This is a genomic window from Thermomonas sp. (assembly GCF_019104945.1).
In the GTDB taxonomy this organism is placed as follows: domain Bacteria; phylum Pseudomonadota; class Gammaproteobacteria; order Xanthomonadales; family Xanthomonadaceae; genus Thermomonas.
Genome location: NZ_JAHRWW010000008.1, coordinates 1 through 14,139, shown reverse-complemented (window position 1 = coordinate 14,139; position 14,139 = coordinate 1). Strand labels below are relative to the sequence as shown.

General features: G+C 59.9%; 12 protein-coding genes. 5 read left to right on the top strand and 7 right to left on the bottom strand.

Annotated elements, in window-relative coordinates:
* Positions 1 to 14: 14 nt before the first annotated feature.
* A complete protein-coding gene (locus tag KUL77_RS02030) occupies positions 15 to 269 on the bottom strand; it encodes a hypothetical protein (protein WP_297142937.1) in 255 nt (84 codons plus the stop codon).
* Positions 270 to 322: 53 nt separating this feature from the next.
* Positions 323 to 2,386, bottom strand: a complete 2,064-nt coding sequence (locus tag KUL77_RS02025; RefSeq protein ID WP_297142934.1) for a lytic transglycosylase domain-containing protein — start codon at positions 2,384 to 2,386, stop codon at positions 323 to 325.
* A gap of 56 nt (positions 2,387 to 2,442) precedes the next feature.
* On the opposite strand from KUL77_RS02025, the gene KUL77_RS02020 reads away from it, so the two are divergent.
* Positions 2,443 to 3,246: a sulfite exporter TauE/SafE family protein gene (locus KUL77_RS02020; protein WP_297142931.1), complete on the top strand. Its 804-nt coding sequence runs from the start codon at positions 2,443 to 2,445 to the stop codon at positions 3,244 to 3,246.
* On the opposite strand, the gene KUL77_RS02015 is transcribed toward KUL77_RS02020, so the two are convergent.
* The 4 genes from KUL77_RS02015 to KUL77_RS02000 all read right to left on the bottom strand — a co-directional run bounded on the left by KUL77_RS02015 (position 3,243) and on the right by KUL77_RS02000 (position 6,458).
* Entirely contained in the window at positions 3,243 to 4,001 is a 759-nt protein-coding gene (locus KUL77_RS02015; RefSeq protein ID WP_297142928.1) for an endonuclease/exonuclease/phosphatase family protein, read from the bottom strand. The genes KUL77_RS02020 and KUL77_RS02015 overlap by 4 nt on opposite strands.
* 10 nt (positions 4,002 to 4,011) lie before the next feature.
* Entirely contained in the window at positions 4,012 to 4,872 is an 861-nt protein-coding gene (locus tag KUL77_RS02010; RefSeq protein WP_297142925.1) for a thiol:disulfide interchange protein DsbA/DsbL, read from the bottom strand.
* A 20-nt stretch (positions 4,873 to 4,892) separates the two neighbouring features.
* Positions 4,893 to 5,618, bottom strand: coding sequence for a thiol:disulfide interchange protein DsbA/DsbL (locus KUL77_RS02005; protein ID WP_297142922.1), 726 nt, complete (start codon positions 5,616 to 5,618; stop codon positions 4,893 to 4,895).
* Positions 5,619 to 5,690: 72 nt separating this feature from the next.
* Positions 5,691 to 6,458, bottom strand: a complete 768-nt coding sequence (locus KUL77_RS02000) for a c-type cytochrome (RefSeq protein WP_297142917.1) — start codon at positions 6,456 to 6,458, stop codon at positions 5,691 to 5,693.
* 121 nt (positions 6,459 to 6,579) lie between these two features.
* Between KUL77_RS02000 and yihA the strand changes: the two genes are divergently transcribed.
* The 3 genes from yihA (at position 6,580) to ppc (ending at position 11,496) form a co-directional block, all read left to right on the top strand.
* Positions 6,580 to 7,206, top strand: coding sequence for a ribosome biogenesis GTP-binding protein YihA/YsxC (gene yihA, locus KUL77_RS01995; protein ID WP_297142914.1), 627 nt, complete (start codon positions 6,580 to 6,582; stop codon positions 7,204 to 7,206).
* 118 nt (positions 7,207 to 7,324) lie between these two features.
* Positions 7,325 to 8,689: a glutamate--cysteine ligase gene (locus tag KUL77_RS01990; RefSeq protein ID WP_297142911.1), complete on the top strand. Its 1,365-nt coding sequence runs from the start codon at positions 7,325 to 7,327 to the stop codon at positions 8,687 to 8,689.
* A gap of 89 nt (positions 8,690 to 8,778) precedes the next feature.
* Positions 8,779 to 11,496, top strand: coding sequence for a phosphoenolpyruvate carboxylase (ppc, locus tag KUL77_RS01985; RefSeq protein WP_297142907.1), 2,718 nt, complete (start codon positions 8,779 to 8,781; stop codon positions 11,494 to 11,496).
* Positions 11,497 to 11,514: 18 nt separating this feature from the next.
* Here the strand turns inward: ppc and tssA are convergent, their stop codons facing one another.
* The gene (gene tssA, locus KUL77_RS01980) at positions 11,515 to 12,591 is read right to left on the bottom strand and encodes a type VI secretion system protein TssA (protein WP_297142904.1); all 1,077 of its coding nucleotides are present in this window, start codon (positions 12,589 to 12,591) and stop codon (positions 11,515 to 11,517) included.
* A 147-nt stretch (positions 12,592 to 12,738) separates the two neighbouring features.
* Between tssA and KUL77_RS01975 the strand changes: the two genes are divergently transcribed.
* Positions 12,739 to 14,139: type VI secretion system Vgr family protein (locus KUL77_RS01975; RefSeq protein WP_297142900.1), on the top strand; the 1,401-nt coding region annotated here is incomplete at its 3' end.

The window sequence follows — 14,139 nt, the reverse complement described above, 5'->3', positions numbered from 1 at the left end:
TATGGAGTCCTAGGTTATTTTGGCGCTTCAGCGCCCTGCGCAAAGACCAGCTGAAAACCTTTCTTCAGATGCAGGTCGCGCTCTTTTTCCAGCGCGACAAGTGCGCTGGCGTGATCTTGAAAAAGCGATTTGCGCAAAGTGCTACGGCCGCCCGTTTGCCCAGTTTCGCGCAGCAGCTCCCAGCCACCCAGCAGGTCTTGCTGAAGCTGAAGTTGGACGAAGCGCGGCGCTTCGCGGCCATCGGGGCGTTGTTGCAACAATAGGCGCATAGCTGAATTGTAGCCGCGCGCGGCGGCAGCGTCTTGTGCCTTGCGGGCTAGATTCAGGAACGGTGGCTGCGGCCACGCTTTACGGCGGGCTTGGGCGCGGTGGTTTTAATCGCGGGTGCGGCTGGACACACGAAGCCTTTGCGCGGGCCGTCGATATTACCCAGCATGCGGTCGGTGAGGCGGTGGGCGTCGCCGTTGAGGCGCCAGTCGTAGAGCGTGCTAAAGCTCAGCACGCGGGCCACATATTCGCGAGTTTCTTTGTAGCTAATGGTTTCAATCCAGATCGCCGGATCCATGTCTGGGCGCTGGCTGAGCCAACGGTTAAGTGGCGCAGGCCCTGCGTTATATCCAGCGATCACTTGATAGGGTTTGCCGCCGTAGCGATCCATTAGCTGGCGCAAGTAAGCGGTGCCTAGGGTGATATTGGTGTCGGCGTCATACAGGCTGTCTGCGCCGGTCCACGGCAGGCCTAGCTTTGCAGCGGTGGCCGCGCCAGTGCTTGGAATGACCTGCATCAGCCCGCGCGCGTCGGCGGCGGAGCGGGCGTTGGGGTCAAATACCGATTCGGCGCGAATTTCTGCAGCGACCCATGCCGGGTCCAGCACGTTGCGCGCGGCTTCGCGGCGGATGCTATCGCTATGGTGCAAGGGAAAACGCAGTGTGTAGAGGCGCTGCTCGCTGGGGTAGCGTTTGCCGTCCACATTGAGCAGGCCAAAGACGCCGCGATCGAACCAACCGTTGTCTTGCGCGACCGCCACAGCGATATGGCGCTGGGTATCGGTAAAGCGGGTCAGGGCGTCGTTCCATTCGCGCGCTGCCCAACCTTTGCGGTCAAGTGCGAATAATTGCAGTGCGCGAATGATGGCCGGGTCTTTTGCAATTGCTAGTTGTTCCGTAGGTGTGATGAGCGGTTCCCAGGGGCATAAGGTATAGGGCTGATTGAGCTGGTCGGCGGCAAGAAAGCCGTGGAAATCCGACTTCAGCGCCGCTTGCGCGTACAGCGGTTTGGCGCTGTTGATGTCGCCGCTAAGCTCGCTGCTACGTGCGGCCAAATAGAGCCAGCGTGAATCGCTGCGCTGCTCTTCGGGCATGCGTTTGATCGCTGCAAGTGCGGCGGGCCAATCGCTGCGTGCAAGGGCTTCGCGTGCCTGCCATTCGTGCAAACTAGCGTCATAGGCCGAAAGCGGCACGTTGGCGAGGCGCTGTGCCGATTGCGGCAGGTACGAGGCCACCGTCCATAGCGCGATTTGATACAGCACGCGACCTTTGTCGTTTTCATCCAGCCCAAGCGTAGCCGTTACGTCGGGCAGCATGGCTTCGGCGCGGTCGGGTGAGGCTTTGGCGAGTTTAGCTAACGCCACCGAGACCACCTTGCGGCTGCGTGGGGTTTTCGGCCAAGTGCTGACGTCAGTATCTGGTGCGTCGATGTAGCTGGCATAAGCGTTGGCCTGCGCGGTCTCCGCTGCAGGAAAGCCACTGGCGATACTGCGCATGACGCCGGCTTGCACAGCATCCACGGCAAGATCAAAGCGCTCCCAGCGCAGTGCATCGGGCAGGCCACCTTGTGCGGAGAGCTGAGCAAAAACGGGATCACACTGTGCGGGGAAGGAGTTTCCGCTGCTGCGCCAAAGCGCTTGCGCGTCGCTGGTCCAGGCAGGATCAATGCGGTTTAAGCTCATCAGCGCCTGCAGGCGCAGGCAACGCAGCGCGGGGTCGTCGATGCGGGCATCCCACAGGCGCAGATAGGCCGGCCACTCGTTACGCGCAGCGAGGGCTTTTAGCCAGTCATGACGAAATGGCTGCGCGACTGCTTCGTTAGCATATCGCTGCAAAAATTGATCACCACGTTCCAGAGGAAGCGTATTAAAACGTTGTCGCAGTGCGCTGTATTCCAGCCATCCAGCCAGCGGTTGGCCGCGAAAGGCGGCCAGCGCGATATCGTCGAGGCCGCTTCGGGTGGCGGCCTCAAACGCAGCGCGGAAAGCGGAAGTGGGTACTGGAATGAGTACCGGTGGGCTGGGTTTGGCGTTGGCGCGTGCAGGCGGTGTTTGCGCAGCAGTGGCTGGGAGACCCAAAAGCAGGCCCAGCGCAAGGAGGGGGGCGGCGAACTTGTGCATTGCAGCACTATAGCCCAGCATGCAAGCTCTTCAAGATGCAACGAAGGCATTGGGCCATGCTGTTTTTTGCGATCTATCTGCTGCTGGGGCTATGCGTAGGCCTATTGGCCGGGCTGTTGGGTATTGGTGGTGGCTTGGTGCTGGTGGCGGCGTTGGCTTGGCTGCTGCCAATGCAGGGCGTGCCGGTGGATGTGGCGATGCATGCCGCGCTGGCAAGCTCGTTGGCGAGTATTGTGCTTACCGCTGCCTCATCGGCGCGTGCGCACCACCGGCGCGGCAGCGTGCTCTGGCCTACGGTGGCGTGGATGGTGCCAGGTATTTTGCTGGGGGGCTGGCTGGGCAGCCGTTTCGCCATTGGTTTAGATGGCAATACGCTGCGCTGGTGTGTGGCGGGGTATTGCTATGTTGTTTCGCTGCAGATGTTGTTTTCAAAAACGCCGCAAGACGGTGGACGCACTACGCCACCTGCTGGGCCGGGCTATACCGCAGCGGGCGGCGGAATTGGTCTGGTGTCGGCCATCGTGGGGATTGGAGGCGGCAGCCTCACCGTGCCGCTGCTGGTGTGGCGTAGGGTTGTTCCGGTACGCGCGGTGGGTACATCGTCTGCGTGTGGCATCTTCATTGGTTTGGGCAGCGCGTTAGGCTATGCACTACAGGCCCCGACGGGTGCGCTGACATTGCCTGGTGCAGTGGGTTATGTGTATTTGCCTGCTTCCATCGGCGTGGCGCTCGCGTCGGTACTGGCGGCGCCGTGGGGCACGCGGCTTGCGCATGCATTGAGTGGAGCCAAACTCAAACGCATATTTGCGGTGTTCATGCTGCTGGTGGGGAGCAGCTTTGCTTATGGCGCGCTGGCTTAGTGCAGCGCGCTTTCCGGAATATCCAGCTGCACCGACAGCGCTAGATGGTCGGAGAATGCAGCTGGAACGGCCTGCGCTTCCGTCATGGTGAGTGATGGTGTGATCAGCATATGGTCAATGGCGCGCGCCGGTTTCCACGACGGGAAGGTGGCCAGCTTGTGTACCGGCGGCTGCAGCCTAGTCTTGCGATAGAGTGACTGCATTTCAGCGCAGTCGGGATCGCAGTTAAAATCGCCCATCAAGACAGCATTGGGGCTGTTGCTGAGCAGCTCGGCGATAAAGTCGAGTTGGCGGTGGCGCGACTGGCTGCCCAAGGAGAGGTGGGCAATTGCCACGACGAGGGCGTCGTCATGCTGGCCGAAATGTGCGGTGAGTACGCCGCGGCCTTTAATACGGCCGGGGAGGGTGTGATCTTCCACTAAATAGGGCTGTAGGCGGCTCAGTAGGCCGTTCGCACTCGATGCGACGCCCGCCACGTTGCGGTTGGGTTGGTGGCTCCAGTAGGCAAACCCGGCACGCTCGGCGAGGTAATGGGTTTGGTTAGTGAAGCCTGAGCGCAGGCTGCCGGGGTCGGCTTCTTGCAGCCCCACGATGTCATGCGTTTTAGCCAGTTGAGCGATTGTGTCTAACGCGCCGCGCTTATTGCCCGCAGGCAATAAGTGCGACCAGCTGCGTGCCACATAATCATGGTACCCGCGCGTACTGGAACCGGCTTGAATATTCGCGCTGAGTAGCCGTAGCCGACGGGTATCCATGGTCTTGCCTTTATTCGTGTGCTGCTGCTTCGTCGTTGGCTGCGGGTGCGGCCTCTGTCGCCGGGGCGGCTGCAGGTGTGGCGCTCCCCAGTTTGGCGCGTTCCGCAACGATCAGCTGATTGATGATGCGGAACATGTCGTCGATGTTCTTGCCTTTTACACGGTACTTGCCATCCACTAAGAATGCGGGCGTGCTCATCTGGTCGCCGTTGAACGAGTCGGTCATGTATTGACGAGCGCGATTGACCTTCGACGCCACCGCAAAGCTCTGCATGCTACTCAGGAATTGATTGGGGTCTTGGCCGTAATTGCCGTAGAACGCGGCGATCTCTTCCGGCTTGTCCATGCCGCGCTCACCCTTCAGCGTGTGGTCGAGGTGGATGGCGCGGAACATGGCGTCGTGGGTTTTATCCAAAATGCCCGCGGCTTCTGCGGCATAGAACGCCTTGGCGTAGTTGTCCCACATCGAACCGAATGCGGCCGGGATATAAACGAAGTGCACGTCCGGCGGCAGCTTGGACTTCATCGCGGCCACGGTGGGCTGCACCATGGCGCAGAACGGGCAGACGTAGCCAAAGAACTCCACGACTTCAATTTTGCCCGGTGCAGTGTCAAACGGCTGGCCGTTCGGTACCAACACGTAGTCGGTGCCTTCCACCAGCGGTGGCGCTTTGGCGGCGGCTTCTTCCGCAGCTTTCAGCATCGCTTCGGCTTTGGCTACCTGCTCCGGATCAGCATCGCTCACCTTTTGTGAGGTCTGAATCTGCGCGGCGGCACCGGTGCTGTCGGTGACGGGGGCCGGGGCTTCGTTTTTGCAAGCACTCAGGGCGAGCAGTCCAATCAAGAGTAGCGCGGGGCGCAGCAGAGTCATGGCGTCTTCCGAAAGAAAGTTTAAGAACGGGCTGCCGCAGGTTTCGCGGCAGGTTTTACAGCGGGCTTTGCCGGGGTTTTAGCCGCAGGCTTTGCCGCAGATTTCTTGGGTGCCAGCGCATTGATCACGCTGCGCGCGTTGCTTAAAAGGCCTTCATAGCTGTTACCAAGGATGCGATAGCGGCCGGCAATAATCAGTGATGGCGTGCCTTCAATTTGGCTGTTGGCTGCAAATTCGTATGAGGCTTTCAGTTTCGGCAGCAGAGTGGCATCGTCCTGCATGGCGGCCTTGAACGCCGCGACCTTGACGCCCGGAATGCGGCTAGCAAATGCGATGATCTGCTCGCTGGTGGCATTGCGTGGCAATTCGCCGGTTTCGTGGATCGCGGCAAAAAGGCGGTCGTGGAGGGCTGCAAACGATTGGCTGCTCTGCGCGGAGAAAAATGCGCGCGCATATGGGTCTTCGCGGTTAAATACCCCTGGTACAAGGGTCAGCTTGGCGTAGGCCGGAAGTTGTTTGGCCCACGCTTCTAGCATGGGCGAAAAATGCGCGCAGTGCGGGCAGGTGTAGGCAAACACCTCAGCCACTTCCACCATGCCTGGAGGCAGCTGTTTATACGGCTTCCCGCCGTCAATACTTTGATATTGCACGCCTTCGGTAAGCCCCGGCAGCGCCGCTTGGGCGTGCGCGGGAGCGAGCAGCGAGGTGCTAAGGAGTAGGGCAAACGATAGCAATAAAGCGCGCATGAAAACTCTCTCTCCGGCGACATGCCGGTTCAGCATGCATCAGGGAGGGCGAACGCGAGATGAAGCGCGGGGTTAGCGCGCAATGCTCTCTTTGGTGGTGCCCGGTTCGCGTGTGTGCAGGCCTTGTACGTAGCTGGCCAGCGATTTGATTTCTTCATCGCTCAGGGTCTGGGCGACAGAGGTCATCAACTTGAAGTGCGCAGGGTTGGTGTACGCAGTTTCGCCCTTGCGGTATTCCTCGAGGCGGCGTGCCACATAGGCAGAGTCTTGGCCGTGGATCGACGGATACGCCGGGCCGGGGTTACCCGCACCGGACGGGCCATGGCAGGCCATGCAGGCGGGAATGCCACGCTTGGAATCACCAAAACGGAATAGCTTCTCGCCCACTTGATAGAACTTCAGGTCCTTATTAGAGCCGCTGGTAATAACGGTATCGTCGGCAACGCCAGCACCCGCTTTTTGTGAGGCGTACCAAGCACCCACGTCGCGCATATCTTGCGCGCTAAGCAAGGTGGCAAACGGCACCATGATGGCGGCAAGGCCCTCAGTACGCTGGCCGGTCTTAAAGAGGTGTAGCTGTTCGGCAAGGTAGCGCTCTGGCATGCCAGCAATACGTGGCGCGTTTTGCTGCATGGCATTGCCGTCAAGGCCGTGGCAGGCCGCACAAACACCGGCCTTGGCTTGACCGGCTTTGGCATCGCCCCAGCTGGCTGGTTTTTCTTGCAGCGGCGCGGCTTGCACCGGGGCATTGTCGGGTGCGGCCACGGCCGTGCTCTGCGCAAAGGCAGCAGCGGCTAGTGCAAGACAGGCGACACCGGCAAGGGCAAGGACAGGACGCATGCGGAAACTCCACTCAAAATTGGGATACGGGCATCGCCCGCTGAACGGTTGAATTATCGTTGTCGCGGGCTTTGTGGTCAAACGCCCGCCATCTTTGCGCGCATCATGTCATGCTATGGGTATGGCTGCACCTAATCCGTTCGCACGCGCCCAGTACATGCTGGCGGCGCACACGCCCCGCCAACTGCCGCCCGACGGCGGTTTCGAGGTGGCCTTTGCAGGCCGCTCGAATGCCGGGAAATCTTCCTCTTTGAACGCGCTATGCCAGCAAAATGCGCTGGCGCGGGTATCAAAAACACCCGGCCGCACCCAGCAGCTAGTGTATTTCGGTATCCCGCCGCACGAAAATAAATACCTCGTCGATCTGCCTGGCTATGGCTATGCCAAGGTGCCGCAAGAACTGCAGGCGCACTGGCAGGCGTTTGTTGAAAGCTACTTCCACGACCGTTTCGCCCTGCGCGGGCTGGTGGTGGTGATGGACGTGCGGCACCCGCTCAAAGACTACGACCGGCAGATGTTGGGCTATGCGATGGAGCGTGGCCTGCCCGCGCACGCGTTGCTGACGAAGGCCGATAAGCTCAGCCGAGGCGCCGCAGGCAATACGCTGCAGGCGGTCAAAATGGAGCTATCGCGCGCGTTTGGCGACAGCGTCAGCGTGCAGCTGTTTTCGGGTGAATCCAAACAGGGCGTGGACGAGTTACGCGCCGTTGTTGCGGGCTGGCTGCAGTTAGCGGGTGGGGCGAAGTAACGCGAAGCACTTATAAGCGTTCATTATGTGCACTGGTGAAACGCTGAAAGTGTCTTCACGGTGCTGTGTTGCATCTTTATGCACGCTATCCTGAACTGTTCCCCGATAGATGTGGCCAATGTCAGGACCTAGCACAGCCAGCGATACTCCTATTACCGACCCCCGTCAGCTTGCGGCGGTGATGGCTTCTGGTGAAAAGCCGCGTGATGCGTGGCGCATTGGTACCGAGCACGAAAAGTTCGGTTTCCAGCTGGATGACCTGCGCCCACCGACGTTCGAGGGCGAGCGAGGGATCGAAGCACTGCTGAAAGGGTTAACCCGGTTTGGCTGGGCGCCCTATGCCGAGCATGGCCGCGTGATCGCGCTTACCCGCGATGACGCTTCGGTGACGCTAGAGCCCGCTGGGCAGCTTGAACTTTCCGGCGGCCAGCTACAAAGCATTCATGAGACCTGCAAGGAAGTTGGAACCCATCTGCGCGAAGTGCGCGAGGTGGCGGAAGAGCTTCAGCTCGGCTTTTTAGGTATGGGCTTTCAGCCGAAATGGCGGCGCGACGAAATGCCGTGGATGCCGAAAGATCGCTACAAAATCATGCGTGCATACATGCCGAAGGTGGGCGACTTGGGGTTGGATATGATGACCCGCACCTGCACGGTACAGGTCAATTTGGACTACGCATCCGAAGCCGATATGGTGAAAAAGTTCCGCGTTTCGCTGGCACTGCAGCCGATTGCCACCGCGCTCTTCGCCGACTCGCCATTCACCGAAGGCAAGCCCAACGGTTATCTCAGCTACCGTTCGCACATCTGGACTGATACCGACCCCGATCGCACGGGCATGCTTGATTTCGTGTTTGAAGAGGGGTTTGGTTACGAGCGCTATGTGGATTACCTGCTCGATGTGCCCATGTATTTCAGCCATCGCGACGATGAATACATCGACTGCAGCGGTAAATCGTTCCGCAAATTCCTAAAAGGTGAACTGGACGTGCTGCCCGGCGCATTGCCCACCTTGCGTGACTGGAACGACCACATGACCACCGCCTTCCCCGAAGTGCGGCTGAAAAAGTTTTTGGAAATGCGTGGCGCTGATGGTGGCCCGTGGGGGCGGCTGTGCGCACTTCCGGCGTTCTGGGTGGGGCTGTTGTATGACGACGCAGCGCTCGATGCGGCCTGGGATTTAGTTAAGAATTTTTCGATGGAAGAACGCCATGCCCTGCGTGATGGTGTGCCCAAGCATGCGTTGAAGCTGCCATTTCGTGGCAGCACGGTGCGCGAATTAGCGCGGCAGGCGTTGCAGATTTCGGCTGCAGGCTTGGCGCGGCGCGCGGTACATAACAGCAAGGGTGTGGATGAGTCGCGTTTCTTGGAGCCGCTCATTGAAATTGTAGAAGCCGGGAAAACCCCTGCCGAGCGCAAATTGGAGCTATTCCATGGGGAGTGGCATGGAAGTGTTGACCCACTATTTTGCGAATACTCTTACTGAAGCCATTGAAGGGAAAATAGTACAGGGCTGAAATTTGTCACGAATGCAACCATTGCTGCGCTGCATCAAAAGTGCGGTAATCTGCAGTCATGACACATTCAGACTCTTCACTGCGTGAACCGTTGACCTTTGCAAAAACCGATGTACTGCTGCGTGACGATGTGCGCCGGCTGGGTGCGATGGTGGGCGAGATGTTGGCCGAGCAGGTCTCACCTGCTTTTCTCGAGCAGGTCGAGGCGCTGCGGAAGATGGCCATTGCCCGCCGCGAGCAGGGGCAGCCAGTGGATGGGTTGGCGTATTGGCTGGCGCAAGTTCCTCTGGATGATGCAGAGCCGCTGGTGCGCGCATTTGCGGCCTACTTCAGTGCAACAAATTTAGCCGAGCGTGTGCACCGCATTCGCAGGCGTCGCGATTATCAACGTCAAAGCAGTGCGCCGCAGCCGGGGGGCTTGGAGGCCGCGTTGCGCGAATTGCACGCACAAGGCGTCACGCTGAATGAATTACAGCAGCAGATGCAAGCGATGTGGATCGAACCAGTGTTCACTGCGCACCCCACCGAGGCTGTTCGGCGCGCGCTATTGCTGAAGGAAAAAGACACGGTTGAACGCTTGATTGCAGATATCGACCGCACGCGCACGCCGCCGGAACGGCGCGCCGATGATGCGCGCATTCGGCAATCGCTTACCACGGCGTGGCAGACCAATGAAGCGCCGCCGGTGAAGCCGAGTGTCACCGATGAGATTGAGCATATCGGCTATTACTTGGGGGGTGTCCTGTTCCGTGTGTTGCCGGTGTTTTATGAAGCGTTTGCCGACGCCGTAGAGGCTGTGTACGGGCAACGTATTGCACTGCCACCTGTGCTGCGTTTTGGGAGTTGGGTGGGCGGTGATATGGACGGCAACCCGAATGTCGGAGCCGCCACGATTCGTGCAGCGCTAGCCGCGCAGCGCAGGCAAGCGCTGAATGGTTATCTGCACGATATGCGCGCACTCAGCGACATTTTGACGCAGAGTTGCGGCCATGCTGAAGTGGATGCGGTTATTGAGGCGCGTGCGGTGGAATATCGTGCTTTATTTCCAAAGGGGGCTGTGCGCTCGCGTGTGCGTTTGGCGGATATGCCTTATCGGCAGCTACTTTGGGCGATGCGTGCGCGGATGCAAGCGACGCTAGAAGGGGCGGAAGGTGCGTACCCGGACGCCAAGGCCTTTGTCGCGGATCTTGAATTGATCGATACCAGTCTTGCGCGGCATCGTGGGGCTCATGCGGGGCGGTTTGCATTGCGCCGCGTACTTTGGCGTGCGCGTAGTTTTGGGTTTCATATGGCGGCGCTGGATCTTCGTCAAGATTCTGCAGTGCACGATCAAGCGCTAGCTGTGTTGCTGGGTATGGAAGGTTGGAGTGCGCTGCCACTACAGGAACGCTTGGGGCATTTACATGCATTGATTGCAGGAGGTGCGGTGGCCGCACCGGATGCCGAGGCAGCGGCTGCAACGCTGGATGTATTTCGCACCGTTCAGGCGCTGCGTGCAAGCTTAGGTGAGCACGCGTTTGGGCCCTATATCATCAGCATGGCGCGCAATGCCGCCGATGCGCTGGCGGTGCTTGCGCTGGCACGTGTTGCAGGCTGTGTTGATGGTGGTGAAGTGCCGTTGGATGTGGCGCCGCTATTTGAAACTGTGGCCGACTTAGAAGCCGCACCTAGCACCATGCAAGCATTGTTTGGTGATCCTATTTATCGTCGGCATCTGCAAGCGCGCGGTAACCGGCAAACGGTGATGCTGGGCTATAGCGATAGCGCAAAAGATGGTGGTGTGCTGGCCTCACGCTGGGCGCTACAGCGCGCTCAGGTGGAATTGCTTGAAGTGGCGCAGCAGGCGGGTGTGCAGATCGTGTTCTTCCATGGTCGCGGTGGCTCGGTGAGCCGTGGTGGCGGGAAGACCGAGCGCGGCATCATTGCGGCGCCGCGCGGCTCGGTGGCTGGCCGTATGCGTATGACCGAGCAGGGGGAAGTGATCCATCGCCGCTACGGTATTCGTGCGTTGGCGCTGCGCAATTTAGAGCAAACCGCAGGTGCGGTGCTGCGTGCTAGCCTGCGCCCGCGCCCACCGGAGCCGCGCGAGGTGCAATGGCGCGCGATGGCGGCGGAACTTGCGAATGTATCGCGCGCGCACTACCGCGCGCTCGTGCACGAACATCCAGACTTCACCGCCTATTTTCGCGCAGCCACGCCAGTGGATGTGATTGAACGGCTGCATATTGGTTCGCGCCCGTCACGGCGGCGCGACGGTGGGGTGTCGAACCTGCGTGCCATTCCCTGGGTGTTTTCGTGGTCACAAAACCGCTCGGGCCTTACTGGTTGGTATGGTCTTGGAACGGCGCTCGAGTACGGCATCAATACCTATGGCGTTGATGCGATGGTGGCAATGGCGCGCGATTGGCCGTTTTTCGCCGCCATGATCGACGACGTGGAAATGCAGATGGCGAAATCGGATATCGCGATTTTTGAACGCTATTCGCATCTTGCCGGCGATACTCTGCACGCCACTTTCTTTCCGCAGATCGCGCATGAATTTGCGCGCACACGCGACGCCATACTTGCAATCAAACAGCGTGATCAGTTGCTTGCAGACGATTACCGGCTGCGGCTATCCATCCGTCTGCGTAACCCCTACGTTGACCCCATTAGTCTGCTGCAGGTGTCGTTGCTTAAGCAGTGGCGCGCAAGCGGTAGCCAAGACGATGCGCTGCTGCGTGTGCTGGTCTCTACGGTCAACGGCATTTCCGCCGGGATTCAAAATACCGGCTGATGTGCCGCTTCAAGTGGGTTATTTGGCATCGCCTAATTCGTTGACGTCGAGCATCTCTTCCATTTGCTCAAGCGTGCTGTTGTCTTTGATGACGCGTTTAAGCCACACATGCAGTGGCATATCGGCCCAACGTGCGGCTTTGTCGGCAAGGTAGGCGGCGGGGCTGTGTGGCTCGTTGCGGCGGAAGTAATCCGCTACTTGGCGCAACTGCTGCAAGGCTTCTTGGCGCGAAGATGGGTAGCCCACTGACCCACGTGCTTGGGTGTTTGAATTGGTTGTGCTGTTGCTGGGAAGTGTGGCGTCATCAGGCACTGTGTCGGGCGCGGGCAGGGGTGTGGTGTCTTCAGCATATTCGCTCAGTAGCATTCCGGCGTCGCGTGCGAAACGCTGCGTGGTCTGCTGTAGGTGGATAAGCAGGTCGCGTGCGGCGCTAAAGCTTGGGCCCTCCATGCCTAGGTGGCGGTCTGCAGCGGCTTGGAGTGCATCTAGCGCGGTAGTGCAGGCAGCGAGTGCTTCAATTTGATGGCGATAAAATTCGTGCGGCGTGTCGCGGCGCGCGGCCTCAAGCGTTTCTACAGTCGGGCGGCTGTGGTCGCGCTTACTGTCTTGCAGATGGGTTTGCGCGTATTCGAAATCATTGAGGCAGAACTGGCCTTGAGTAGCAGATACAAGCGGTGTCTCGCGCATCCATGTCAGTGCATTACTTAATAGCCAGCTCAAATTGCCGATGCGTTCTTCCAAGTCGCCATCGAGCGGCAGCGGGTGGATGGCTTCCCAGTAGTTCAAGCACAGGCTGGCGGTGAGTTCTAGCCCGTTCGCAAAGCCAGTAAATCCTTCAAGCCGAGTGGTGGCCTCGGTTAGCCAAACGGCGAGGCGCAGGTCTTTGCTGCGTCGTTCTAGTAGGTTCATGCAATCGCGCCGCACGGCGGGCCAGTCGGCGGATTTGATATCAGATTGCCAAACGCCTTGCTCTAAGGTGGGGTCGTCGGATCGGCGACTTTCCAGAATGCGGTCGAACTCCAACGAGAACGATAGGTCTTCGCCCGTTGGGTCGTTGAGTGAGATGGGGTCGAGTAGTGCGTTGATATCGAACATGGCGAAGTGTTAGTTTCAGTCAAGTCATGGACGTTATACGGCATACTATAAAATATAAACGTCATTGACTGACGTCTTGCGTCATATTATTGTTCCCCCGTGGGCAGGCCTAGCCTGCTTTTTCAAGGCGGATGGCATGGGGCAAACATGGACGTGTTGAATCACCTAATGGCGCAGCTCGCCGGTCTAGAGGACGCGCAGCGTTTATATCGGTTAGAGGCTTCTTTTCTGCCTGGCGCGGTGGTGATGCGCTGGCAGGGGCGTGACGGCTTGGGGGAACACGCGGTCACGGAGGTGGACGTCCTGTCCACGCGCGCGGATCTGGCCTTGGGGGAGATGCTTGGCCAGCGCGCTCTGCTACACACGCGCTTGCCGTCCGGGGAGACGGCGTTGCGCGGCGGACTGGTAGCGGGCGCACGGCGCGTGGGCAGCGACGGCGGGCTGGCCCGCTACCGCTTGGAACTGCAGTCGTGGACGTGGTGGCTGCAGCACGGCAGGCATAGCCGAGTGTTTCAAGAGCAAAGCGTGCGCCAGATTGTGGACGCCGTATTGGGCGAGTATGCCCAGATCGCCTGCTGGCGCTGGGCCGAAGGCTGCGATGCGTTTCTTGAAGGGCGGGTGCGCAGCTACTGCGTGCAATACCGCGAGAGCGATCTGGCCTTCGTGCAACGTCTGTTGACGGAAGAAGGCCTCAGCTGGCGCACGCTGGCAGATGCAGAGGCACCCTGCGGCAATGTGATGGAAGTGTTTGCCGATAGCCGCCGCCTGCCGCAAGCGGATGCCAATCGTGCGGGCGTGCGCTTCCATCGTGCCGATGCCACCGAGAAGGCCGATAGCGTGCTGAGCATCGGCCACCGCCGCAGGCTGAGCAGCACCCGCGTCACCCTGCGCAGCGATGATTACCGCAGTGTGCAAAACCTCACCGCCCAGCAAGAGGTGGACGGTGGCGGCCGCCTGAGCGCACGCGAAGCCTTTGACAGCCCCGGCGCGTATGCGTTCTCCGGTTGGAATGCCGCCCAGCATTACGCCACCTTGCACGCCGAAGCGCTGGAAGCGCAGGCGCAGGCGTGGTGGGGCCATGGCACGGTGCGTGGCCTGCGTTCGGGGGCATGGTTCACTCTCCAAGACGCCCCGCGTCATGACCTGCCCGAACTGCTGCTGGTGCAAGTGGAGCATCAAGGCATCAATAACCTGCCGGTGGATGTGCGCAAGCAGCTCGACGCCACGCTGCCGGTCGGTATTCAGCGCACCAGCGCCGTGAATCCGCTGCCCATTGCCCCCAACGAGGCCGATCTATGGGCGCAAGCCGAGCAAACCGGCTATGCGCAGCGTTTTATCGCCGCCCCGCACGACAAGCCTTGGCGCTCCGTTTTGCCCGACGGCACCGGCACCCGCTTAAACCCAAGGGCCACGGCCCCCGGCTACCAAACCGCGATCGTGGTGGGTGGGAGTGCTGAAGGTGGACAAGACCTGCACTGCGATGCACTTGGAAGAATCAAAGTACGGTTTCATTTTCAAGACGGCGACGGCCACCACGACAGCGCTTGG